The 25,062-nt window shown below is 57.2% G+C and carries 22 protein-coding genes and 1 riboswitch; of the genes, 5 read left to right on the top strand and 17 right to left on the bottom strand.

Annotation, left to right across the window (positions count from 1 at the left end; translation table 11 throughout):
- Positions 1–21: 21 nt before the first annotated feature.
- On the top strand, positions 22–501 hold the full coding sequence (locus II896_01030) for a GNAT family N-acetyltransferase (protein MBQ4443229.1): 480 nt from the start codon (positions 22–24) through the stop codon (positions 499–501).
- Between the two features lie 201 nt (positions 502–702).
- On the top strand, positions 703–1,149 hold the full coding sequence (locus tag II896_01025) for a GNAT family N-acetyltransferase (protein MBQ4443228.1): 447 nt from the start codon (positions 703–705) through the stop codon (positions 1,147–1,149).
- A 161-nt stretch (positions 1,150–1,310) separates the two neighbouring features.
- Here the strand turns inward: II896_01025 and II896_01020 are convergent, their stop codons facing one another.
- The 17 genes from II896_01020 to II896_00940 form a co-directional block, all read right to left on the bottom strand.
- Positions 1,311–5,387: a hypothetical protein gene (locus II896_01020; protein MBQ4443227.1), complete on the bottom strand. Its 4,077-nt coding sequence runs from the start codon at positions 5,385–5,387 to the stop codon at positions 1,311–1,313.
- 292 nt (positions 5,388–5,679) lie between these two features.
- A complete protein-coding gene (locus II896_01015) occupies positions 5,680–6,315 on the bottom strand; it encodes a response regulator transcription factor (GenBank protein ID MBQ4443226.1) in 636 nt (211 codons plus the stop codon).
- 48 nt (positions 6,316–6,363) lie between these two features.
- Positions 6,364–7,617, bottom strand: a complete 1,254-nt coding sequence (locus tag II896_01010) for a hypothetical protein (GenBank protein MBQ4443225.1) — start codon at positions 7,615–7,617, stop codon at positions 6,364–6,366.
- Entirely contained in the window at positions 7,614–9,257 is a 1,644-nt protein-coding gene (locus II896_01005; GenBank protein ID MBQ4443224.1) for a hypothetical protein, read from the bottom strand. The genes II896_01010 and II896_01005 overlap by 4 nt, the downstream gene beginning before the upstream one ends.
- A gap of 28 nt (positions 9,258–9,285) precedes the next feature.
- Positions 9,286–10,188 carry a PrsW family intramembrane metalloprotease gene (locus II896_01000; protein MBQ4443223.1) on the bottom strand — a complete coding sequence of 301 codons (903 nt, stop codon included), beginning with the start codon at positions 10,186–10,188 and terminating at the stop codon, positions 9,286–9,288.
- A 303-nt stretch (positions 10,189–10,491) separates the two neighbouring features.
- Positions 10,492–11,889 (bottom strand): MBL fold metallo-hydrolase, encoded by a 1,398-nt coding sequence (locus II896_00995; protein ID MBQ4443222.1) that lies wholly within the window; start codon positions 11,887–11,889, stop codon positions 10,492–10,494.
- Positions 11,890–11,897: 8 nt separating this feature from the next.
- Positions 11,898–12,257: a hypothetical protein gene (locus II896_00990; GenBank protein MBQ4443221.1), complete on the bottom strand. Its 360-nt coding sequence runs from the start codon at positions 12,255–12,257 to the stop codon at positions 11,898–11,900.
- Positions 12,250–12,924 (bottom strand): zinc ribbon domain-containing protein, encoded by a 675-nt coding sequence (locus II896_00985; GenBank protein MBQ4443220.1) that lies wholly within the window; start codon positions 12,922–12,924, stop codon positions 12,250–12,252. The genes II896_00990 and II896_00985 overlap by 8 nt, the downstream gene beginning before the upstream one ends.
- Before the next feature lie 9 nt (positions 12,925–12,933).
- A complete protein-coding gene (locus tag II896_00980; GenBank protein ID MBQ4443219.1) occupies positions 12,934–13,932 on the bottom strand; it encodes a ribonuclease E/G in 999 nt (332 codons plus the stop codon).
- Positions 13,925–14,605, bottom strand: coding sequence for a DUF2344 domain-containing protein (locus tag II896_00975; GenBank protein MBQ4443218.1), 681 nt, complete (start codon positions 14,603–14,605; stop codon positions 13,925–13,927). Before II896_00975 ends, II896_00980 begins: the two co-directional genes overlap by 8 nt.
- On the bottom strand, positions 14,602–16,377 hold the full coding sequence (locus tag II896_00970) for a TIGR03960 family B12-binding radical SAM protein (protein ID MBQ4443217.1): 1,776 nt from the start codon (positions 16,375–16,377) through the stop codon (positions 14,602–14,604). The genes II896_00975 and II896_00970 overlap by 4 nt, the downstream gene beginning before the upstream one ends.
- Positions 16,374–17,312, bottom strand: coding sequence for an ROK family protein (locus II896_00965; protein ID MBQ4443216.1), 939 nt, complete (start codon positions 17,310–17,312; stop codon positions 16,374–16,376). The genes II896_00970 and II896_00965 overlap by 4 nt, the downstream gene beginning before the upstream one ends.
- Positions 17,313–17,450: 138 nt before the next feature.
- Positions 17,451–18,446, bottom strand: a complete 996-nt coding sequence (locus II896_00960) for an ABC transporter permease (protein MBQ4443215.1) — start codon at positions 18,444–18,446, stop codon at positions 17,451–17,453.
- A 10-nt stretch (positions 18,447–18,456) separates the two neighbouring features.
- On the bottom strand, positions 18,457–19,668 hold the full coding sequence (locus tag II896_00955) for an ABC transporter permease (GenBank protein MBQ4443214.1): 1,212 nt from the start codon (positions 19,666–19,668) through the stop codon (positions 18,457–18,459).
- Positions 19,661–21,403 carry an ABC transporter ATP-binding protein gene (locus II896_00950; protein ID MBQ4443213.1) on the bottom strand — a complete coding sequence of 581 codons (1,743 nt, stop codon included), beginning with the start codon at positions 21,401–21,403 and terminating at the stop codon, positions 19,661–19,663. The genes II896_00955 and II896_00950 overlap by 8 nt, the downstream gene beginning before the upstream one ends.
- A gap of 119 nt (positions 21,404–21,522) precedes the next feature.
- A complete protein-coding gene (locus II896_00945) occupies positions 21,523–22,854 on the bottom strand; it encodes a BMP family ABC transporter substrate-binding protein (protein MBQ4443212.1) in 1,332 nt (443 codons plus the stop codon).
- A gap of 62 nt (positions 22,855–22,916) precedes the next feature.
- A complete protein-coding gene (locus tag II896_00940; protein ID MBQ4443211.1) occupies positions 22,917–23,492 on the bottom strand; it encodes a xanthine phosphoribosyltransferase in 576 nt (191 codons plus the stop codon).
- 48 nt (positions 23,493–23,540) lie between these two features.
- A riboswitch (purine riboswitch) is annotated at positions 23,541–23,641 on the bottom strand.
- Positions 23,642–23,860: 219 nt separating this feature from the next.
- Here II896_00940 and rpsF point away from each other — a divergent pair.
- Genes rpsF through II896_00925 form a run of 3 tightly spaced genes read left to right on the top strand, consistent with a single transcriptional unit; the run spans position 23,861 to position 24,856 of the window.
- Positions 23,861–24,157 (top strand): 30S ribosomal protein S6, encoded by a 297-nt coding sequence (gene rpsF / locus II896_00935; protein ID MBQ4443210.1) that lies wholly within the window; start codon positions 23,861–23,863, stop codon positions 24,155–24,157.
- A gap of 12 nt (positions 24,158–24,169) precedes the next feature.
- Positions 24,170–24,547, top strand: a complete 378-nt coding sequence (locus II896_00930) for a single-stranded DNA-binding protein (GenBank protein ID MBQ4443209.1) — start codon at positions 24,170–24,172, stop codon at positions 24,545–24,547.
- A gap of 24 nt (positions 24,548–24,571) precedes the next feature.
- On the top strand, positions 24,572–24,856 hold the full coding sequence (locus II896_00925) for a 30S ribosomal protein S18 (protein MBQ4443208.1): 285 nt from the start codon (positions 24,572–24,574) through the stop codon (positions 24,854–24,856).
- The last annotated feature ends 206 nt before the right edge of the window (positions 24,857–25,062 follow it).

Here is a 25,062-nt window from a genome sequence, read left to right as displayed (position 1 = left end):
TAATTTACGGAGGTCAGCATTATGATACATCTTGAAAAGCTTACCTATGAGAACTTTGACGACGTCTTTGAACTCAAGGTAAAAAAGGTTCAATACCCCTTTGTGGCGAGCAACTGTTACAGCATTGCCGAAGCGTATGTTACCATGATGTGCGGCGGGCATGTATTTCCTTTCGCAATCTACAATGACAAACGGCTTGTCGGCTTCATCCAGATAGGCTACGGTGAGAACGCGGATCAGGACGGAGTGAGCGTCGAAAAAGACAATTACGAGATCTGGCGTTTTATGATCGACAAGCGTTATCAAGGCCGTGGTTACGGCAGAGAAGCGCTGAAGCTTGCGCTCGATTTCATCAGGACGTGGCCCTGCGGCAAGGCGGAGTTCTGCTGGATCTCCTACGAACCCGAGAACGAGATAGCAAGAAAGTTGTACGCCTCATTCGGTTTTGAGGAGACGGGCGAGATGGACGGCGATGAGATCGTCGCAGTGCTGAAGCTGTGAACAATAACACAAATTCCGGTTTGCAGAAGCATCGGGCAACGTATTGTGGATTCTGAGAATTATAAACATTCAAAATACTGCGCTTTTGAAAGTAATTATGCTAAAGAGATAGGAAAACAAATTATTATAAAGGAAGTTTAGTCGTATAAACCTAATCTATAGGTGTGGTGAATCAATGTGGAAGAAATAAGCCTTTGTTTTATGACGAGAGAACTTTGCCATCGGTTCTTTCGCGAACACGAGAGTGACCCCGCCGCGTGCGAGGACGAAAGTTCGTTCCGCCCCTACGCGTACAGCGAAGAAGGGGCCGACAATTTTTATGACCGCAAGCAAGTACCGGGCAGGTTGGAGTTGGTGGCCATGATGGGCGGGCGGCCTATCGGGCACGTGCAACTGAAAAACATAGATGAAGAAAAACGACAATGCGAGTTCGGCTTCCACATGCAGAACGACTCGGTGAAAGGACGGGGATACGGCACGCAGATCGCGCGGCTGGCCATAGAATACGCCTTCGACAATCTGAACGTAGATACGGTGTACGCGTATACGCTCCTCAAAAACACCCGTAGCCAACACGTCCTCGAAAAGGTCGGATTTCAATGTATAGGCGAAAAGGACGGATGGGAGCAGTATCGGATTGCACGCTAAATCCTCGCACGAACTGCGCCTGAGCGCTTCCGAGCATCGTTCACAACGCTTTGGAAAACGAATGCAATAAAAAACCTCTTGCGATGCGGCAAGAGGTTTTTTCGTTTGAAGTGCGCCCACTGTGGGCGCGGTTTTGCGGGGCAAGCCCCCTACCCTGCGGCTCAGCCGAGGAAGGTAAAGGTGCCCGAGGTCTGGTTGGCGCCGATGGCGGCGGACTTATTCCACACCACGCCCTCGCTGTCGAGGCCGTAGACCGTTTCACCAAAGACGTCGTAGGCTGGGTTGAGGCGCACGATATAGAACTCGGTCATATCCACGAACAGATCCGAACCGAAGTCACCGCGTTCGGTGCGGTTGACCGTCGTCCAGGTGCCCTCGCCATAGGAGCCGCCGATGGCGTAGATAGCGAAGTAGGCGCCGTCCGCCGTGACGTCCCACGAGGTCTGGTCGGAGAATTTGTAGCCCATATACACGCCTATCTCCACGTCGCAGGTGCAGGTGACGCCCTTGTAGGTGTGGCTGATGGTGAGGTTTTGAATACCCTTGGTGACGTCCACGTCTTCCTTGCTGAAGTCGCACTCGGTACCCGCTACGGTGTTGCTGGTGCCGTCCGAGAAGTGGCGCGTGACGGTGTATTTACCCTTGAAGGTGGCCTCCGAGGTATATTGGATCGCCAGGCCGATGTAGTAGGGTCTGCCGTCCTTCTTCACGCCGCTATACTCCGCCGTAATGCTCGTCATCGCGAAGACTTTGATGGTGAAGGTGCCCTTGATGTCCGCATTGGCCTTGAAACTGACGCCCACGGTATATTCGCCGCCCTCGTTCATATTCACCGCGCCGAGGTCGAAGTCGAAGTAGTTGTCCAGGCTCTCGGAGAAGAACCAACTCAACTGAGAATTGAACGTATAGTAGGCGGTGCCGATATCGTTCGCGTCGCGGTAGCCCAACGCGATATTGCCGCGGAAGGCGAACTCGCTGCCCTTGTCGTACACGTCTTGCCCGAGTTGATGGTCCACGAGCAACGAGGTGAGGAAGGACTTTTTGGCGTTCTCGATGGTGGTCAGGTTGATGATGGTCACGTTGTAGTAGGCGAAGTCGCCGCCGTAGCCGTTATTCTGCAAATACTCCGCGCTGAATCCCGACAAAAGCACCGCGATCTGTTTGTTGGCCGAAACCCAGGCAAACACGGGCGTGGGAGAATCTTCCTCGCTCAAACGGATGAAGAAGGAAGTGTACTTGTAGCCCGCGGCAGCGAAGTCCTCGGCGAACGCGTCCGCGATGGGCTCGCCGTCCACCGCTTTGGGCAACAGACCCACCACGCGCAACACGTCCGCGCGGTAACTGTCGTCGTGCTCGTAATAGAGTTTGTACTCGGTGACCAACTCGTCCGAAACTTCCACGAAGTCGTCCGTCGTGCCCATAAGCCACGCCTCGATCGCCGCGGCGGGATAATTCAAAATGGGCAACGCGCTCTCGTCCAAGAAGACCACTTCCACGGCGGGCGATTCGCCCGATACGACCGTGAAGACGATTTGCTTGTTGGCCGAAGACAGATAGACGGTGCCATCGGGGCCGGTGAGGTCGTCATAGCCCTTTTCGGTCTTCAATCTATTGCGCAAGGTGGCGGCCACCTCGGCTCCGTCGGCGTCCGTGCGCAGGCTGAGGACGAGTTGCGTCGTCTTGCCCGAACTGAACTCGTACGCCACGGCCCATTGGTTCATAAACGAAATGATCTCGTCCGTGATCTCGTTGGCCTCGAGGTAGGCGGTGATGGCCGCGGCGGGATACATGGGCGCGAATTGCCTGACCGTGATGATCACGGCGGGGGTTTGCCCCACGTACTGCGCATTGGCGGTGAAGAAGCACTCGCTGTTGGCGGTGAGATAGCCGTCGGTATCGTTGAGTTTGTACGCGTAGAACGCGCTCGCAAGGCCTTTCACGTAGGTGGAAGCGGTGGTGAAGCCGCTCGATTTGGACGCCATCAGGCAGGTGATCGTGATGACGGCGTCCACCGGCTCGGACACGGTCATTTCGTCCACATAGTCGAGTTTGGGCAAGGTGTAATCCTTGTCCGCTCCCGCGAGTTTGAACGCGGCCTCTATCTTGGCGGCGTCCCAATTATCCGCCAAGGCGGGCGGGGTATACTGCGTGGCGGTGATTTCGCTGTCGTAGGCGAAGTAGCAGGTGAATTGGTGTCCCATGCCGTCGTCCGCCACGATGGACACTTCGTCCTCGGCGTCGTCGTAGCTAAAGGTGACGGTGGGCAGATAGCCGTTGAATTGCTCGCCGTCAAGGTAGCGGTTGACGGTCGTGAGGGTGATGACGCCGTCCACGATGGTATAATTGCCGCAAAGCACCACTTCGTAGTCTATAGCCACCGAGCCGCGCACGTTTTTGTAGGTGTGATATTCCGCGTGTTTCCCCGCGAAGAAGGAAACGGTCGCGCCGGCATAGGCGTCGTCGTAGGCGTCTTGAGCGATGCCATCGCCCGTGACGCGGTCGAAGACGTACACCTTGCCGATCATCGCGGTGTAGATGACGTCCATATCCGCGCCGCAGCGGTCGCAGTAGTTGTCCTTGTTTTCGTCGATATGGCCGAGCGCGTACACGACTTTGGTTTCCGTCGCGCCGCAGGCGCACTCGCGTTGCATTTCGCCGTTCTCGGTGCAGGAGGCGAGCGCAGTGACGGCCCATTCGCCGTAGACGTGTTCGTGCATAGTCTCGCCGCAACGGTCGCAGACTTCATCCTTGTTCTCGTCGATATGACCGAGGGCGGGAATGACGACCGTACTCAGCAGCTTCTTGCACTTGACGCATTCGGTGTAGCCCGCGCCGTCCTTGGTGCAATCCGCGGGGGTCTCGGTGATGACGGGGCTTGCGGTGTGCAAGTGCTTGGGCCCGAAGATAAAGGGCGAGAAGGAATCGACCATAAAGACGAGAGCGTCCCCGTCGACGGTGGGCACGATTTGGTCCACTCTGTCTTGGAGAACGTGATACACGACGTATTGATCGAGGGACAATGCGGGGTTTTTGAGCGTGACGCTCAGGCGGACCGCATTACCCGCCGTCGCACCCTTGACCGAGATGTCCGCGGCGTAGACCGTGGCGCCCTCGTCGATATAGTATTCCACGGCTATCTTGTCCATCGCCGCCTTTTCGTCGGCCGCGGACAACGCTTGCACGTCGGCGGTCACCACGCTGCCGTTCGCGCCAATGGCCGCTACGGCGCAAGGCGCTTCGGGCACTTCGGGCGTTTCGCCCATCGCCGCGCCGCAAAGATCGCATTTGCCGTCCTCATTCGCGTCCACGTGGCCGGTAGCCTTGATGACCGTGCTTTCGAGAGTTATCTCTTCGGTGCATTCCGCGTCAAGGAAAACCTTGCCGCAACGCGCGCAGGTAAAGTATTCGACGTTGCCGTCCTCGGTACAGGTCTCGGGCACGAGTTCGTGATGCGTCTTGTCGTGACCGAGGGCCTCAACGTCTTGCGTTTCCTTGGCGCCGCAAGCGCATTCGCGCACTTCAACGCCCTTCTCGGTGCAGGTAGGTTCGGTCGCTACGCGCCACGCGCCATAGGCGTGGACGTGCAAACTCGCGCCGCAACGGTCGCAAAGTTCGTCCTTGTTTTCGTCCGTGTGACCGAGGGCTTCGCCCACCGTTCTGGTCTCTTTCGCGCCGCATACGCACACACGCTGCTCGTATTTGGGATTGGCACAATCCGCTTCTGCCTCGGTCGTCCAATCACCGTAGGCGTGGACGTGGGCGGGCACCACCACGAAGATGGAGAAGTTGTCCACCGTGACGACGATCTTGTTGCCGTCTACGCGGAAGACCACTTGCTCGGCCTTGCCGTCGTGCACGTGGAACACCTCGTATTGGTCCAGGGGCAACGCGGGGTTTTTGAGTTCGATGGACACGGTGACGGGCTTGCCGACCTTCACCTCTTTGCCGTCCTTTTCGATCTTGACATCCACCGCGTAGGTGGTAGCGCCTTCGGCCACATAATAGGTCTCTTTGACCGCCGCCAAAGCCGCCGCTTCCGCCGTCTTGTCGGGCAGCGCGACCTTGGCCGTGCCCGTCACCTCTTCGAGTCCCGTCACCTCTACGGTGCAGGGCAGTTGATCGAGGATTTCGGGATCCACGTCGATTTTGCCGTTGTTGATGTCGGTCTCACAGGCCGCGAGGGCCACGACCAACGCCATCATAACGGCAACGATAACGAATAGCATTCTTTTTTTCATAAAACACGCTCCTTGTTGATTTGCTAAGTTTGATTTGTTGTTTTTCTTTACGCTTACGCGCGGGGAAATATAAAACTGTTGTTCCGATTATATTGTATCAAAATAAAAATCCGCCCGCATCAGCCGATAGAATGATATTCGCCGCGTTTATTCCGCAAACACCGCCGCGCGGATACGAAAAAAGCGGCGCTACCGCGCACCGCTCTCTATTCGCATTCCTCTTTGAGGTATCTCTCAAATCCCTTTGGGGCTTTCTATCGCGAAGTCTCGGGCAACCTCGCCTTGCGGCGCGCTACCCTTCCCGCTTGTCCTTGATGACGATGCCCAATCCGCGCGCCTCGGACACCAACTCGGTGCGGGTTTTGAACCCCGTCTTCTCCATCAGGTGCTGGATATGGCTCTTGACCGTGGCCACCGAGATAAACAACCGCTCGGCGATCTCGGCGTTGGTATCGCCCGTAGTCAACTCCTTGAGCACGTCCAACTCACGCTCGGTGAACTCGTGGTTGGTGGCGTTGCCTATGCGGATGAGGGGCGTTTCGTCGGGGTAAATACGCTCGCCCGCCATCGTGCGCTCCATCACGTCAAGAAGGCTGTTTTTCTGCCCGTCCTTGTACCAAAACGAATCCACGCCGATGGCCCGCGCCCGCGACAGCCAAGAGTATTCGGGCATAGAGGTGACGACGATAATCTTGATATGGGGGAATTGCCGCTTGATCTCCTCGGCCGCGTCCAACCCGCTGTGCTCCAACTCGGTCATCACGTCCATCAACACGAGGTCTACTTGGTTGTTGCGGCACACCGCGAGTGCAGCCGACGCGTTGGAGGTGGACAAGAGATGCTCGAATCGCTCGCTTGCCCTAACGTAAATCTCAAAGAGTTCCCGCGGTATATCCTGGTCCTCTACGATCAGCACTTTGTACGCCATTCCGCACCTCCTTTTTGGTATTTTACCACACCGCCCGCGGGCGACGCATCAGCCGTTCGGCTGTTTTTCACGGGGAAACCGCACCGAAAGCGTGAAGCGTTCGCCCACCGCAACGGATACCGCCGCGCCCTCTTTTTCGGCCAGCCGCGCCAGATTGGCCAATCCGCCCGTAAAGGTCACCGCGCCTTGTGGCATTACGCCGTCGCTGACGAAGCGGCAGTCTACGCCATCCTCGGTTTCGTCGAAAGCGATCGCCATCTCGGTAGCGTGGGCGTGCTTGGCGGCGTTGGCCAACGCTTCGCGCGCGGCCGTATACACCAGTCCGCGCCGCCCCTCGTCGAGCGAAAGGGGCACGTCCGTCGCCCACGTCAACCGAATACGCAACGCTTCGGCCAGCGCCTCGATACGCGCCGAGGCCACCTCGTCCGCCGCGTCTTCCGCGTCCATACACAGCAAAAGGGCGTTCTGCTCCCACAAGGCGAAGATGGCGTCCATGGCCGCCGCGTCCCCGTCTTCGGCCGCCACGGTGGTGAGCATCAAACGGTTCATCTCGTCGTGAATGTTCACTTTGGCCTGCAATATCTCTTGCCTGCGGACGGTTTCGTCTATGCCGAGGGTGTATTCTTTGAGTTCGCGGTTGATACGCGACAATTCGGCCTTGTCCTTTTCGAGCGCTTGGGTTTTGGCGTACTCTGCGGTCACGTCCGAGGCGATCATTTCGCGCATACGCTCGCCGCCGTAGACGACCTCGCGGCACGCGAAACGCCACATTTTGCCGTCCGCCTCTTTCAGCCCGCCCGCCACGGCCTCGGCGAACGAATTACCATTGCGCAAAGGCCCGTCCGTCAACGCCACGCACAACTCGTTCATGCAAATATTGGAAAACAGCACGCGCCCGTTGTCCAGCCAACAGCACACGCCGCACGGGATACGGTCGAGGTAGTCCTTGATGGCGTCGGGCGTTATGGACGTTTTCGCATAGCGAAGGTAGAACGCCGCCAGCACGCACGCCACCACGGTGAGCGCACCCAAAGCGCCGCACCACGCGCCCCACGGCAGGGCGCACAAGGTACGGCTGACGGCGGCGGCCGATTCGATGCCCCGCCCGTCCAAAGCGAAATCGAATATCACTTGCCACGCGAAGTAGGCAAGCGCAAAAGTCGGCAACGCCGTCACGGTGAAGCGATAGCGCTTCTTGCGCACGCCGAGCACCGCCACGACGATATACGCGAGGCACAACAAAAGAGACCAAAGGGCGAAGAACGCCCGTTCGAGCGCGGTCAACGAGGCAAACGGACTCATGGCTCTTCTCCTTTGGGCAAAGCGTAGCAAACGTAGGTCACGTCGTCCTCGCGCTTGCTTTCCCACGTCACCCCCGCCGCGCGCAGTTTTTCCGCCGCTTCGGGCGAAAGGTCTTCGGCGGCGTTTTCCAATGCGGCTTTGAAGAGCACGCGCTCCCCTATGGATAAATTGACGAATACGCCCGCAAGGCGGGCGAGATTGGTTTCCACCTGCCACTCGAACGCCTCGAACACGGCAAGAGCCGCCGCGGACGGCACCCTACCGACGGTGCCGCCGATATATTCGGACGGAATGCCGCAGTAGTTGAGATAGCGCAAGGTTTCGGACACCGAAAGCCCCAATTCGCCCACCTCAACGCAGTCGCTTTCTTCGGCCAACAACATCAGGTTGGCGTACCGCTTGATATACGCGCCCAAAAAGGTGACGCGGCGGCGATACGCGTCTTTTACGGCCACGTCGTCGCACGAGCGAGCCGCCTCGGCCCAGCGCGAAATGGTCTGGGATTGCCGTTGCGTGCGCCGCGCGATGGCGTCGTACACCCGCGTACGTTGTTCGATTTTGGTTTGTTTTGCCCGAAGTTCGTTGCGCAGGCGTATCAGTTCGACCTCTTCGGCCAAGCCTTCCTTCGCTTCGGCCAATTCGTCGTTCAATCGGTCGAGCGCGGTCATATCGTCCTGCCAAAAACCGTAGCCGCCCGATATGGCCATTTTGTGCAGCACCGTATGCTCACCGATACGCGCCCCCTCGGGCAGGGTAAATCGTTCGACGGAAAGGGGCGTTGCCGTCGCCGACACGTACACGGGCGTGCCCTTGCGGTCGGTGATCTGCGCCGAGATGGATAGGTTGCGGAAGAGTTTGCCGTAGTCGGTGTTGGTGGGGATAAGCCCCAACTGCATACAGCATTCCAACACGACGGCCACCGTAAAGAGGTGCGCCTCGGGAAACTCGATAACGATGGTATCGACGAACAGCAACGCATACATCACCACGCCCAACGCCAACGGGATCGCAATGAGCCAGGCGTTCTTTTTGGCGTCGCCCACGCGGCATTTGACCACCAAAACGACGATGGCGGCGAGATACAGAACGAATTGCCACGCGGTAAGCACGTAAAACAGCCAGCCGCGCGTGTAATCCCCGTCCCAATTCGCAAAATCCGCCCGAAAATCAAACACCTGTCGATGCAGGTCGTTGGTCAGCACCAATACGACGAGGGCGACGGTCAGCGCGAGCGTCCAATACCAGGCCTTGGGAATGTGCGCGCGCTCCTTGGACGAAACCAACAGCGAAACGTAAAACAAAAACAGCGGCAGCAGCAGTATGGGCACGTAATAGAGATACCAAGTGTGCCGCGCCAGCGCCCCCACCTCGGCGAACGCGCTGTATTTGACGCCGCGCAAAAATATCAGCAAAAGCCCCATAACGGACAGCCCTTTTATCAAGACCGCCAGGTCGCCCGTAGGCGTGACGCGATGCGCGTAGTATAGCACCAAACACACAGACAGCACCAACAAATAGATAGTCGGAAGGTTGCGAACAGGGAAATGGCGATTGAAAAACTCCAAGGAAAAAACGATATTGACGGCCAACAGCAAATAGTAGACCGCCATTCTCTTCAACGTCGTCTTGACCTCGTTCATACCGCCGCCCTTCCCCCGATAATACGCGCTATTCCGTCGTGCCGCCGTCCCCATTGCCACGGGGAACGTCGTTCGTCCCGTCGTCCGCCGACGGCTCCGCCTCGGCGGCGACTTCGGTTTGGGCCGTTTCGGTCGTGGCCTCGGTTGCGGAGGGACTTTCCGCTCCGTCCTCGGTCTCTTCCGTGCCCTCAACCGTTTCCGCGGCGAAGATCACGGGCGTCAAATACTTTTCGAGGTTGCGTTTGCGCACCCGCACGAAGAAACAAATCATCACGATGAGTAGCGCAAGGCTCAACGCCGCAAGCCCCAAGCCCAAGAACATAAAGTTTTCGTTGACGGCCATCAACTCTTGCGACAGCGAAAAATCGTACAACCCGTGAATGGCCCACGGCACCAAAAAGGCCAATACGTCATAGCCTTTTTTGCCCGTTTGCAATCTTTTGCCATAGAACCAACCCATGATGAGCGCGTAGCCCACGTGCCCCATCGTGAGGCCGCGGACAAACATCGTCATGACGTTGGCGCCGATAGCGTACGGTATATCTTCGACAAGGCCGAAAGCCGTGCCGATAATGACCATAAAGGCCACCACGTCCGCCCAAGAATAGTTGCCCCTCTTCTTTTTGAGCAAAAAGCGAAACGAGAGATACTTGACCAATTCCTCGGCAAACGCCAATACGATGAAATTGTAGATTGCCGCATAGAGCAAAGGCGGCATATCCGCTATCCCCGCCCATTTGAAAACCCTGGTGGCGAGATACAGCGCGCCCGAAACGAGCAAGATGGGCAACACCGAGACCAAGCCCCGTATCAACGCGCTCTTACACCCTTTTTTGTATGCCAAATCGTCCTTGCGCCGTCGGAACATCCATACGACGATCAACACAGACGGCACGAGACTGATCACAAAAGCCAAAATAGACAACCACATACGCATTTCTCCTACAGCGTGGAATACGTCTATTATAGCAAATAATCCCGCGTTTGTCGATACCGAAATTGATTGCCGCCGCGTTTTCTCGGGCTTTTTGCGCGATTTGGCAAAAGCAACCGATCATTGCGTGAAAATCGCTAAGTGGTGGCGGGATAGAGCAACGACCAAGAGCGATCGCGTCGGCATAGCCGGCGCATACGAAAACGCTTCGCCCTATCGAGCGAAGCGTTTTGTCGTGCGTTTTCCTTTCGTTTGGGTTGCGTTTCACGCAAAGCGTGAACTTCCTTTTCGGGTGCGTCGTTACGCTTCGCCGCCCCCGCCCGCTTGCGGCTCTTGTCCGTCGCCCTCGGCGGGTTGCTGCTCACCCTCGGCGGGCGGACTTTGCTCGTTCTGCCCCTCGACGGGCTTGTCGTACAAGGCGCGCGCGCCCTCGGGCCAGGTGCGATTGGAGGCAAACCACTCGGTATAGGGTACGGGCGTGGCGTTGCCCGAACAATTGACGGACAGCGTGGCGCCATCGGTCACCACCACGATGTTGCCGTTCATATCCTTGGCCACCTCGTCAAATTCGTCATCGTCGTCCTCGGAGGGCACGAACTCGGTCAGCGTGGTGGCGAAGATCCGGTCGGTGTAGGGCAGCACGCGGTCGAAGAAAGCCTGCGAGGGGAAGGTGTTTTCATTGACCGAAGTATATTCCTTGGAGCCACAGCAACAGCACACGCACACCACGTCGGGCTGAATGGCCTGCATCAATTTGGCGGTGTTGGCCGTGTAGGAGCCGTGATGGCCGCCCTTGAACAACTTGCAATGCGGCAATTCGTTTTTCTCCACGAGACTGCTCTCGCCCTCTTTTTCGAGGTCGCCCGTGAAAAGGTAGTGGCTGTCGCCGTAGTTGAACATCACGCATACCGAGTAGTTGTTTTCGTCCGAACTGTCCTTCTCGTAGTAGTCTTGGTACAGCACGTCCATCGTCACGCCCTCGGCCAGCGTATAACTGCGTTGCGCGCCCTTTTGGTTGTTCCAGCACTCCAAAGCGGTGTAGGCTTTGGCGCCTTTCGTCACCGCGTAATCACGCGCCGCGCAGTAGTTGGTGTACACGCCCGAGGTGGCGTTGGTGCGGGCAAACTCGATGATGGTGCCCACGTCGAAGGCGTGCAACACGCCCGCGTAGTTGCCGTCCTTGCCCTTCAATCCGTAGAAGCCCGTCAGGTGATCCTGATGGGCGTGAGTGGCGATGACGTACTCCAACTTGCCGTCCGTGCAGTAGCGGTTGACGTACTCGATGATGGTGGCGGCGGAGTTTTGACGGCTACCCGCGTCGATGAGAATATCCACGTCCCCTATCTTGATATAGGTGCTGTCGCCCGTGCGGTTGTTGCCCAGCGTGAGGAAGTGGAAACTCAAATCTCCCTCCTCCAGCACCACGTCGCCCGTCTTGGCCTCGACGTCCGTCTTGTCCTCGGTGCGCCCGCTTTGACCGCCGTTTTGCGCGTTGGTACCCGTGCCGTCGGTGGGGTCAGAGGCGTCCGTTTGGCCGCCGTTTTCTTCTTGTTCGGCCTTTTCGGCCTCTTTTTCCATATCTTCGACGATCTGCTCCGCCTTTTGCAGCACTTTGTCCACCAAATCGCACGCGGCGAACGTCGCGGCGAGGGCGGCTACCAGCAATACCGTCAACAAAATCCATATCGTTCTCTTCATATTTCCCCCTATACGACCATATCGCCGAAATCGTACGGCGGTACGTCTTCCATATCGTCCGCGCCCCAACCCACGGCGTCGGCGCCCTCGCCTTTGGCGGCGTCTATGGCGTCCGCCAACTCGGCGGCGAAGCCGATCTCACTGTGACGGCTCAACGCGCGCTTGACGAGGCCGAATTTCTTGCGCAACACGAGGCAGGGGCCCGCAAACAAGCCCAATACCGCGTCCGCGTCATCCAATTCCTTGCCTTCCGCGCGTTTCATATCGAAATAGCGCTCGATCGAGGCGACGAAGCCCTCTTTGTCGTCGAACTCGGCAAAATCCGCCCATCCCCCGTCTATCCTTGCATACAATACGAATTTACTCATATCTCATTTTATGCCCGCAAATGGGACAGGCCTCCTCTCCGTCTTTCAGTTCGTTGCCGCAATACAAGCACTTGCGCGGCGCTTTGGGGGCGTTCTGCCCCTCTTCGACGGGCATTCTGCCCCACATGGGCTCGTCCGTCACCTCTATATCCTTGGTGTCGATAGGCTGTGCCAAATCGGCCATCTCCCTATCCAACCGCGCCACCGTGGTGCCGCAATAGGGACAATAGTTGTATTCTTTTTTTTCGATGGGCTTGCCGCAACGGAAACAGAAATGCGCGTAGCGCGTTTCGTCCGCGGGCGTTTCCTCGGCGGGCGCTTCGTCCTTGACGTACCCTTGGTTGAGTTGCATGAGCATTTGCGCGTTTTTGGCCTCTTCGGCTTGGGCGCGACGGGCGTTTTTCTTGACGATATTGGCGGCGTACACGAAGGCAATGCCCGCGAGTAGCACTACGATGCCGCCGATGGCCACGCCGAAATCGTGCAACGTGGGCGTATCGGGCAACCCGCCGCCGTTGAATGCGGCGCCCAACAGGGCGGTGATATATTCTCGCAAGGGTCGACTGCCCACGATGATCATCACGCCGCCCGCCACCATGCACGCGAGGGCCAACACCCACAAAACGGTGGTCGCAATATCGCTTTTGCTTCTTTTCGTCTTTTCCATCGTTCCTCCTTATCTGTGACTTCTCGTCATTTCGACGACGCCCAGCGCCGTCATATCCACGACGCGCAGTCGTTCGTCCGTTTCGGCCGCTTTGCGCAAGGCCGCCATCAACGTTTCGTTGTATTTGGCGGGCATGGACACGAAATCCACCAATATCATACCCGTCATATTCCTGAGGTTGATCTGCCGCAGTATCTCCTCGCCCGCCGTCAGGTTGACCGCCAAGGCGGCGTTGCCGTCGGGCGTATCGAGGGCGTGGCCTTTGCCGTTGACGTCCACCACCCAAGCGGCTTCGGTCTTCTCGACGACCAATTCCACGTCGCCCGCCGTCACCACGCGGTGAAGCCCCGCCAACACGGGATCCACTTCGCGCTCGAAGCGAAGGGCGAGGTCGGGGGCGTAGCGCAATCCGTACCGCTCGGCAAGCGCTTGGTCGTCCGTCGTCGTTTCCCTCGCGGCGCGCATATATCTGCGGTAGTCCACCGCGCCTTTGTGCACCAATCCTACCCCTACGTATCGGTTTTTTTCGTACCATAGCGCCTGTATGGCGTGCAATTCTTCGAGCGCCTTGGGCACGTCTTGCACGCCTACCGAGGTGCGTACCAAGCACCCCACCCCTTCGGGGAAAGCCGCCGTGCACGCCGTGCGCACCTCTTGGGACAACGCTTTGGCGAACCGCAGCCCCGCTCTATCGGGATAGTACAGCACATAATCGCCCGCCAAGACGGGATGAAGCCCGCACACCGCCAACTTGGTGCCCGAGGCCGCCTCTTCTTCCTGCACGTAGACGTACTCGCCCACCGCGGGAACGGGCTCTTTGCCGCAGGACAGCAATACCGAACGGTCGCCCGCGTCGCAAAACGCGCCTTTGAGCGCGGGAGCGGCGCGCGTTACACGCACGCGAAAGATGGGTGCCGCCGACGCGAGCGCGTCCGCTTGCCACAACTTGCCGCCCGCAAAATAGGCGTAACGCCCCGCCTTGGGGCTCAACCACAGGCTGTCAAACATAGGCCTTGGCGTGCGCTATGCCGTCCAACAGCGCGTCCACGTCGACGAAAGCACCGTCCGCACCACGCACGTATTGCCGCAGGCGCACCACGCCCCCCTCGCGGAAGGCTACGCCGAACTCCTTGGCCATGGCGTCCACCAAAAGTTGCGGCCGCACGGTCACGTTGCCCGCCGCCATACGCACGTCCACACCGCCACAGTCCGCCGCGAAGGCGTATAGAAGGGGCGCCACGTCTTTTTGGGCCGCGGGATCCTTTTTGGACGGGTAGTCGATGACGTAACTACGCCGCAGAGCAACGGCCCGTAAAGCGGCGGCTTTGTCGCCCACGTCGCCCGCTATGCGGTAATCGGCCGCCGCCACCGTCCCCGCCAAATTGGGGTTTTTGTCCACCTGCCAGGCGGCAAGCCCCCGAAGCCCTGCGGGGCAAGCGCGGTTGTAGCGCGCAAGGAAGTCGTCGGGCGTACATTCGGCGTCCGCCGTGAAATATTCGCATCGGCTCCCCACGCCCAAGGGCAAGGTGATGCCGAGATTGACCAGCATATGGGGGTTGTAGCCTTGGCTGAATCGCACGTCCACGTCGGCGCGGCGCAAGGTGCGCTCGACCAAGCGCAATAGGTCGATATGCGAGGTGTACACCAAGGCGTCTTCTTTGCAATACTTCAACGTGATCATTCCGCACCCCCGTCTCGGACGATTTTGCATCGGCAACCGCACCCTTGGCAACCCTTGTTGCAACTCGGGGTAGTTTGATTTTGATAGGCCCGCTCGCGCTCGCGCAACAAGTAGCGGCGGCTGACGCCGCAGTCCACGAACTCCCAAGCGAGGGGCTTATCCAAGGGCTGCGCGTCCAGATAGACGCGCTCGTCGATGCCGCACTCCCTTAGGGCCTCTTTCCACACGTCGTACTTGAAATGCTCGGTCCAGCCGTCGAAGCACGCGCCCATTCGGTAGGCACGCTCGATGACCGGCGCCAATTTGCGGTCGCCGCGCGCGAAAATGCCTTCCAACTCGCTGACCGTGTTGTCGTGGTAGTGGTAACTGACGCCCTTCACCTCGCGGAGCGCGTTTTTGACCAGCAGTTGTCTGCGGAGCATCTCCTCGGTGTCGATCTGCGCTTCCCATTGAAAAGGCGTCAGGGGCTTGGGAATCAGCACGTTGCAACTGACGGATATGGTGATATCCTTTCGCCCCGTCTCGGCGCGATATACGCCGCGTATGCGACGGCAAGTGTCCGCGATGCCCAACAGGTCCTCGTCCGTCTCGGTGGGCAACCCTATCATAAAATAGAGTTTGACACTGTTGTACCCTTGACGGAAGGCAAAGGTCATGGAGCGAACGATATCCTCGTCCGTGATATTCTTGTTGATGACGTCGCGTAGCCGTTGCGTGCCCGCCTCGGGCGCAAAGGTCAGCGAGGACTTGCGCGAACCCTCCGAGAACTCCCCGTCGAACGTGTCGAGACGAAGGGACGGCAGGGCCAAATTGACGTGCCGCCGCTCGACGTCGGGCTTGAGATCCCGCAGCAACTCGCGCAGATACGGGTAGTCGCCCGTGGACAAACTGCCCAACGAGATCTCGGCGTATCCCGTGCCGTCTATGACCTTGCGGCAAATCTCCGCCACCTTTTGGGCACTGCGGTAGCGCATAGGGCGGTAGTAAAAGCCCGCCTGGCAAAAGCGGCACCCGTTGGCGCACCCGCGATAGAGTTCGACCATCGCGCGGTCGTGCACTATCTCGATGTTGCTGACGATTTGATCGGCGGGATAGTAGGCCGTCTCGAAGTCGTCCAAAAAGCGTTTCTTGACCGTTTTGCGGTCGTTTGGCGTGTTTAGCAGGGGTACGTATACCCCTTCTACGGTGCTTACCTCTCGCAGAAACGCCATCTTGTCGTAGCCTACGGGGTCGTTTTTGTGCTTGCGGTAAACCTCTATGATCTCGGGCAGCATCTCCTCGCCCTCGCCTATGTCCACTATGTCGAAAAAGTCGGCGAAAGGCTCGGGGTTGACGGCGCAAGGCCCGCCCGCGATGAGAATGGGATAGCGTTCGTCACGGTCTTTGGCGTAGAAAGGTATGCCCGCCAAGTCGAGCATATAGAGGATATTCGAGTACAGCATTTCGTATTGCACCGAAAACCCCACCATGTCGAACTCCGCAAGGGGCGTTTTGGTCTCGATGGACGGCAGGGGAAGCCCCGCTTCCCTAAGAAGCGCCGCACAATCCAACGCGGGCGCAAAACAGCGCTCGCACTCCGCTCCGTCCATATCGTTGATGCGATGATAGAGAAGCCGAAGCCCCAAATTGCTCATCCCCACCTCGTAGAGGTCGGGCATACAAAAGCAAAAGCGCACGCCCTTTTTGGTCATCGTGGGGCAGTTATACTCCCCGCCCACGTATCTCGCGGGCTTGTCTACCCGCGCCCAGACGCTCGAATAGTCGAGACTCATGGCATCACCTGCGCGGCCGCGCCCACGATGCCCGCGTCGTTGAAGAAGCGGGGTTTGACGACGTAGACGTGCGGATTATTGGCGCCGCCCAAGGTGCGGGCGTTGACCATTTCTTCCAGAGGCGCGACGAGCCTATCCTGCGCGCAAATGCCGCCGCCCATCACGATCACCTCGGGGCGCAGCAAATTGGCGATATTGGCGAGACCGTCCGCCACGTCCACCTGGAAATCGTGCAAAACGCGCTCGGCGGCTTGGTCGCCCGCCTCGATGGCCTCGAACAGCACGAAGCCGTCCACTTTGCCCTTTTTGCGGGCGATGAGGGCGCATTGCCCCTGCGGCTCGCGTGCGATCAATTCGCGGGTGCGTTCGAGCAAAGACGAAGCGGAAGCGTACAATTCCCAACAATCCTCTCTGCCGCAACTGCACTTGCGCCCCAACTGTTTGACGCGAATATGGCCGCCCTCGCCCGAAGCGGAGCCGTTTCCCAATAGAAGGTGCCCGTCCGTCACGAACGCGGTGCCTATGCCCGTGCCCAGGGTGATCATCGCCACGTTGGTCTTGCCGCGCGCGGCGCCCAAGCGCCATTCGGCCAACAGCGCGCAGTTGGCGTCGTTGCCGACGGCCGCAGTCTTGCCCATCGCTTCTTTGAGACGGTCGGCCAAAGGCACGCCGTACCACCCCAAATTGGTGGCGTAGGTCACTACGCCGTCGCACACGGTGCCGGGTGCGCCCGCACCCACGCCGTCTATTTCGTCCCAGCGTATCTCGGCGTCTATGGCGACCTGCCGACACAACCTGTCCATCACGCGGACGGCGGCGTCTACGTCCCCTATGGGCGTCACGTCCGTACACTTGGCGAGAATGTTGCCCTCTTCGTCCACAACGCCGACTTTGATGCTCATGCCGCCTATATCTATACCCAAATAATATCTCATATCCGTCTCCTTGGGGCACACTCCCCCATTATTGCTTCCATTATACCGCAAACCTATAGGTTTGTCTATACTTTCCCGCAAGATATATACCGCGAAAAAAGTGCGCGACCGACGGCCGCGCACTCTCTTCGTCGAAGACTATCGGTCTTCGCGGAAGTACGGCAACCCGAGCCAGGCGGGGGGTTGCGTCTCGCGCTTGTTGAAGAAACTGATGACGATGAGGACCAAAGCCGTAGCCGCGTAGGGAATGACTTTGAGGAGCTCTTTCTCGGCCAGGGCCACGCCCTCTATGTACTGGGGCAAAATGTAGAGGAAGCCGAAAATGAAGGAGCCGAAAATGCCGATGCCCGGACGCCACAGCGAGAAGATGACCAAAGCGACCGCAAGCCAGCCCATCGCGTCGATGACGTACTCCAACGAGCCGCGGGTACAGTCCAAAAGATAGAACGCGCCGCCGATGCCGGCGATGGCCGCGCCCACCACGCAGGACACGTACTTGTGCGCGATGACGTTGATGCCGGCGGCGTCCGCCGCGGCGGGATTTTCTCCGACCGCGCGCATGGCCAAACCCGAACGGGTAAACTTGATATAAATAGCCACCAAAATGGCGATGAGAATGCCGAGATACACCAACACGCCGTGCGACAGGAATATCGTGCTGAACCAATCATCCGGCACTTTGCCGTTGAAGAAGAACAGCGCCTTGGTAAAAGCCAAACGGCTGACGGGTGCAAAACTGATTTCTTTGTCGCCCATTTGCGTACCCCAAAAACCCAGCACGCCCGCGCCGAAGGTGGTGAGGGTAAGACCGGTGACGTTTTGGTTGCAACGCATGGTGATGGTGAACAATCCGTACAACAGGCCGCCCGCGCCGCCGAATATCAGCGCCATGGCGATGGCCGAAAAGATGACGACGGCGGCTACCCAGCCCAAATGCGGCGTTTGCGCCCCGTGATACAGGGCTTTGTACGCCCAGTAGGCGCCCATGCTGCCGCCCACGCCACCTAAGCACATGATGCCGGGGATGCCGAGGTTGAGGTGGCCGGATTTTTCCACGATGGTCTCGCCCGTAGAGCCGTAGAGGAACACGACGCCGAAACGAATGGCTTGTTTGATAATGATAATGAAATTCATAGCGTCCTCCTTATGCTTCTTCGCCCGTGGGCTTGACCTCTTCCGCCGCTACCGCGAGAGATGCACTCTGCTCCTCTGCCTTAGGCGGATTCTCTGCCAAATCGTCGGGTTCACGCGCGATTTCCGCACGGGAACGGAAATTGATCTTGAAGTTGATGAAGAACTCGGTGGCGATGATGAAGAAGAAGAATATACCCACCATCATCGACGCATAACTGTTGCCAAGCCTCGCATAACTGCCTACGTTGTTGGCGCCGCGGTTGATAAACACGACCAAAAACGACGTCAACACCATCGCCCAAGGATTGAACTGCGCGAGCCACGAAATAAGCACGGCGGTAAAACCTCTGCCCGCGATGGTGGACTGCGCGGTGTTGTCCGACAAGAACGAAGCGTCCTTGGCCGACACAAGCAGGAAGCCGACCAGGCCGCCCATCGCGCCGCACAAGGCAAGCGTGCGGATGATGACCTTTTTGGTGTTGATACCGATGTATCTTGCGGTGTTGGGACTTTCGCCCACGACGGTGATTTCGTAGCCGTGCTTGCTGTAACTCAAATAGACGAACATCAATACGGTAACCGCCACGCCCACCGCAAAGATGAGCCACACGTCGTTGACGCCCACAGACGCCAGCGTGCCCGTGGTGAAATTGAGAATGCCCGTTCCCTTGGGGCTCACTTTCTTGATGAGGAAAGCGCCCAGGCATATCGCTATATAGTTGAACATCAACGTGAGCAAGGTCTCGTTGGTGTTCCACTTGGCCTTGAACAAGGCGGGAATAAGCGCCCACGCCATGGCGAACGCGATCGCCGTCAGGAAAGACAGCACGATGACGCCGCCCACCGACATCTTACCCGCGCAGTACGAAATGATCAAGGCACATCCGAAAGCACCCATCATTGCCTGTCCTTCACCGCCTATGTTCCAGTAGCGCATTTTGAAGCAAGGCGTCACGGCCAAAGCCAGCAGCAACAGCACGGCAACCTCGCGGATAAGCGCCTCGGTCATCTTGGTCGTACCGAACGCCCCCTTGAATAGATACTTGAAGAACATACCAAAGGTAACGTTTTTGCTCAATATCATGCTGACAATGGCGCACGCCAAAATGGACAGCACGAACGCGCCGATACGGATGCCCCAGGCGTACGGTTTCGAGACGTTCAGGCGGCGAGTAAGGTGGACCAAAGGCTCCCTGACGTGTTTGGTACGAGTTTTAGTCATTGTCTTCGCCCTCCTTTTTCTCGATAGCCGCATAGCGGTACATTTGGGGTTCATCGGGTACTTTGGTCATCAGTAGACCGATCTCTTCTTTGGTGATATGTCTTGCATCCACCACGCCCGACACCTTGCCGCCGCACAGCACCAGGATGCGGTCGCAGAGCGCCAACAAAACGTCCAGGTCCTCGCCTACGAACAAAACGGCCACGTTCTTCTTCTTTTGGTCGTTCAGTAGGTTGTAGATGGTGTAACTGCTGTTGATGTCCAAACCGCGCACGGGGTACGCCGCCATCAGCACCTTGGGCGAAGAGGCGATCTCACGCCCGACCAGCACCTTCTGCACGTTGCCGCCCGACAGGCGTCTCACGGGGATCTGGTCGGAGGGCGTCACCACTTCGAGATCGCGGATGATGTCGTCGGCCAACTGTTTGGGACGTTTGCGGTTGACGAAGATGGATTTGCCCTTGCGGTAGGAGCGAAGCATCATATTGTCCACGATGCTCATACTGGCCACCAAACCCATGTGCAGTCTATCCTCGGGCACGAAGGAAAGTTTGATGCCCAGTTCCTGTATCTCGCGGGGAGTCTTGTCTTTGAGGTTGATGATCTCATCCTCATAATACAATATCTGCTCGTCGTTGACCAACTTGACGATGTCTTTGTTGCTCATGCCTTTGAGGACCACTCTGTTGCCGTCGGGATAGTGGAACATACCCGCCTCCGCTTTGGCCTTGATCTGTTTGAGGTCGTTGTGGAAGAAGGTGACGGGCCTGTTTTCTTTGGGGTTGTGGAAAATGACTTCGCCCGCGGCCATGGGTTGCAAGCCCGCGATGCCTTCGAGAAGTTCCTTTTGGCCGTTGCCCGAAATGCCCGCGATGCCCAGTATCTCGCCGCCGTCTATCTCGAAAGACACGTCGTCCACCATCGTGCGCCCCTCTTTGTTGATGACCTTCATATTGTTGATGAACAAACGGGGTTTGGGGTTGACGGGTTCGCCTCTTTCGATGTTGAGGTCTATCTTTTGGCCCACCATCATATCCGTGAGTTCCTTTTCGCTGGTCTCGGCGGTATTGACGGTGGCGATGTGCTCGCCCTTGCGTAGAACGGCCACGCGGTCGCTTATGGCCATCACCTCGTTGAGTTTGTGCGTGATGATGATGATGCTCTTACCCTCGTCGCGCATTTTGCGCAAAACCGCGAAGAGTTTGTCTATCTCCTGCGGCGTCAGAACGGCGGTGGGCTCGTCCAGTATGAGGATGTCCGCGCCGCGATAGAGCACCTTGATGATTTCGACGGTCTGCTTCTCGCTGACCGACATATCGTATATTTTGCGTGACAAATCAATACCGAATCCGTATTGATCCACGATTGCTTGCAGTTTTTTCGCGCGGTTGTAATGCAACCAGCCAACCGCTTTTTCGCCCAAGAGAATATTGTCCGCCGCGGTGAACAGATCCACCAACTTGAAGTGCTGGTGTATCATGCCGATATGGTGTGAGAATGCGTCGATGGGCGACTTGATGACGACCTCCTCGCCCCGCACGTATATTTTGCCGCTGTCGGGCGTGTAAATACCGGCGACCATATTCATCAGGGTGGTCTTGCCGCTGCCGTTTTCGCCCAACAGGGACAAGATCTCTCCCTCGCGGAGGTCCATATCTACGTTTTTGTTGGCGACCACCTTGGTACCGAACGCCTTGGTGATGCCGACCATTTCGATTGCTAAACTTTTATCCATAAGTAAACGTGGGTGTGCGCGTTATAAAAAAGGGTTGAGGGACTATCGGGAAAACCCGATAGCCCCCTTTTGCCTTTCAGTTGTTGTTAAGATTCGTCGATGCGTTAATTCGCAGGGAATCAGTCACCGTAGTTGGTATCCAACAGGTTGATACCGTCGATGGTGAGGTCGAAGTAGGGAGCGGAACGGAACTTGGACTCTTGGAACTCGCCGTTCGCAATAACTTCGGTCTCATGGACGTAATCGCTCTTACCATCGTCACCCACCATATCGTCGACGTCGGCTTTGTAGGTGGTCAAGGGACCGCTGGTCTCCACGTCGCCCACTCTGGTGGTGACGGTAAACTTGCTGGTGTCGAACACTTTGATGCTGCCATCGGCAAGGCCGGCTTTGACTTCGGCCAATTTGGCGGCGGTGCCTTCGGCCACGGCGGTGCCGAGGTCGGTCAGTTGCACGCTACCGGTCTCGATGGTGCCGGTGTAGTCATAACCGATGTCGGCAGTGGTCTTGCCGGCGATCTTGGCGTCGATGACGTACTTGTAGTAGGGAGCCCAGTTGATACGGCTGGAGACAAGGAAGGTGTCGGGGCAAGCAGCGGCGGTGGAGCCGTTGTAGCTGACGTTGGGCACACCGGCCTCTTCGCAAGCGTTGGGGGCACCCATGGAGTCGGCGTGTTGGCTGATCAAGGAGCAACCTTTGGTCTCGATGAGCATCTTGGCGGCGTTGTTCTCGGCGGTCTCGTCGTACCAGCTACCGGTGAAGGTGACGTCCATGGTGACGTTGGGAACGATGGAGCGGACGCCAAGGAACCAAGAGGTGTAACCGGAGATAACTTCGGCATAGGTGAAAGCGCCGATGTAACCGACTTTGGCGGGTTTGCCTTGGGCAACCAACTCGGCGAGTTTCATACCCGCGACGACGCCGGCGAGGTAACGACCTTCATAGATCGAAGCAAACGCGTTGACGTAGTTGGGGAGTTTCTCGGTGTGAGCCTTGGTACCGGTGGCGTGGCAGAACAGCACGTTGGAGTACTTCTTGGCGGCTTGGATCATGTATTGCTCGTGACCGAAGCTGTCGGCGATGATGACTTTGCAGCCGTTGGAAACCATTTCTTCGGCGGCGTTGAAGCACTCGATACCCTCGGGGATACCGGTCTTGATGATGACTTGGTCATTGGTGAGGCCAAGTTCGCGTTGCACTTCTTCCATGGCATTGATGAAGTTCTTGTCATAGGTGGAGTTCTTGTCGTGCAAGCAGATCAAACCGACTTTGAAACCTTCGTACTTGTTGGTGTCGTTGTTGGTACCGCTGTTGGTGCCGTTGTTGGTACCGCTGTTGGTCCCGTTGTTCGTCGTACCGTTGTTGGTCGTCTCGTTGCAGCCGGCGAGGCAGGCTACCATGAGGGAAGCAACCACGATGACGGCGATGATGGTGATGATAACTTTCTTCATACTTTTTTATCCTCCATAAAAAGTTTTTTGTTTTATGTGTAGCACCCCGAAAGGTGCGATTACTACCTTCGGAAGGTGACGCCCGTCTCCTCGCTCATGGACTCCACGATGGCCTGCGAGTAGACGTCGACGCCTTGGGCGCGCAATTCGTCTCCGCCGCCCTGGAAGCCCTTTTCGATGGCCACCGCCGCGCCCACCAACGTGGCGCCCGCTTGCTTGACCACCTCAATAAGGCCACGAAGCGCCTCGCCGTGCGCGAGGAAGTCGTCCATGATCAACACGCGGTCGCCCGCCTCGATATAGCGGCGATCGACGGCGATGATGTTGTCGTTGCCGTGCGTGAAGCTGTGGACTTTGGCGGTGTAGACGTCCGCGGATTGATTTTTGCAGCCCTTTTTCTTGGCGAACACCACGTTACAACCAAAAAACTGCGCCGTGATGGCGGCATACGCTATGCCCGATGCCTCTATGGTGAGGATTTTGCCAACTGCGCAGTTTTTGTAGTGCTCGTATACGTCTTTGCCCATTTCGTACAGAAGCGCGATATCCAGCTGGTGGTTAAGGAAGTTGTCCACCTTGAGGATGTCGGTCCCTATGACCGTGCCGCTTTGTTGAATCTTTTGCTTCAATAACTCCATATAATCAAAATGGCAGGACGCCGTTCGTTCCTGCCAATATAAAAGGGGAAAAAGAACCTTTTATCCAATAGTCGTTTCCTTTGGGCGAAACGGTAGAGACTCACGGACCTTTATACCGAAATTATATTGGCGAGGTTTGGTTGCTTGTTATGCCTTGATTGTAAAGGACAGCCCGCGAAAAGTCAAACGTTTTGAAGCCCCTTTTTTATTAATTTTTCGGGCAAAAAAATCCACAAAATATTGTGAAAAAACATCTTCAAAACGCTTGCTAAATCTCTATATTGCAGTTTATAATATAGTACAGCGCGAAAAATCGCGCCCCTTGCTCCCGCCAAGGTGGGGGCCATCAGACCAAAAGGAGGTAAAAAATGAGCAAATACGAAGTTTTGTACATCATCGACAACGATGTGGCAGACGAGAAGAAGACCGAGATCGTAGACAAGTTCGGCGATTTGGTCAAGGAGAACGGCGGCGACGTCCGGTCCATCGACAAATGGGGTATCCGCAAGTTTGCCTATCGTATCAACGTCAACGGTACCTACAAGACCGAAGGTTACTACGTGTTGATGTCGTTCGAAGCCGAAGGCGCTTTCATCGCCGAGTTGGAACGTCAAATGCGCAACAACGAGTCCATCATCCGCGAGTTGGTCACCGCGTGCGAGTAATAGGAGAGTACTATGAATAGAGTTATTCTTATCGGCAACCTTACCAAAGATCCCGAGCTCAGCAAGACCAACAGCGACCTGTCCGTCTGCAAGTTCACCGTCGCGGTCTCCCGTAGTTACGGCAAGCAAGAGACGGATTTCTTCACCGTCGTCACCTGGCGCGCCCAAGCCGACAACTGCGGCCGTTTCCTCAAGAAAGGCAGCAAAGTCGCCATCTCCGGCAGCATCCAAAACCGCAGCTATGACGCGAACGACGGCACCAAGCGTTACGTAACCGAGATAATTGCCGACGAAGTGCAATTTCTCACCACGAAGGGCGCAATGGAAGAAGACGGTCAACCCGCCATCGGCGACGGCATGAAGCCCGTAGACGACGCCCTTCCCTTCTAATAGAATTGTCAATGAGGTATAAGTATGGAAAAGAAAGTAGCAAATAGCGAAGAGAAAGTAGCAAAACGTCCCGCCCGCAAGCCCGCCAAGAAAAAGGTTTGCATCTTCTGCGTGGAAAAGAAAGATACCGTCGACTACAAGGACGTCAACCGTCTCAAGAAGTTCGTCTCCGAGAACGGCAAGATCGCTCCCCGTCGTTCGACCGGCACCTGCGCCAAACACCAACGCGCCGTGACGACCGCCATCAAACGCGCTCGTCAAATGGCCTTGTTGCCCTTCAAAGGCACCGTCGGCGGTGGCCGCGACTAATCCAATAGTCATCGATTCAAAAAGCCCTCGATATTCTGAAGTGAACCCCATTTGGGACACTCAACAAAAAAACGGACAAAGAATACTTCCTATGGTACAATAGCCGTAGGAGGTATTTTTATATGGCAAGAAAAGGACAAAAGTTTAACAAGTATACTGTTGAGTTTCGGCAGCACGTTGTTCAACGATATCTTAATGGTGAAGGC

This window comes from Clostridia bacterium (genome assembly GCA_017394805.1).
Taxonomy (GTDB): domain Bacteria; phylum Bacillota; class Clostridia; order Christensenellales; family CAG-1252; genus RUG14300.
The sequence above is the reverse complement of the archived record's forward strand: the minus strand, read 5'-3'. Positions and strand labels throughout refer to the sequence as shown.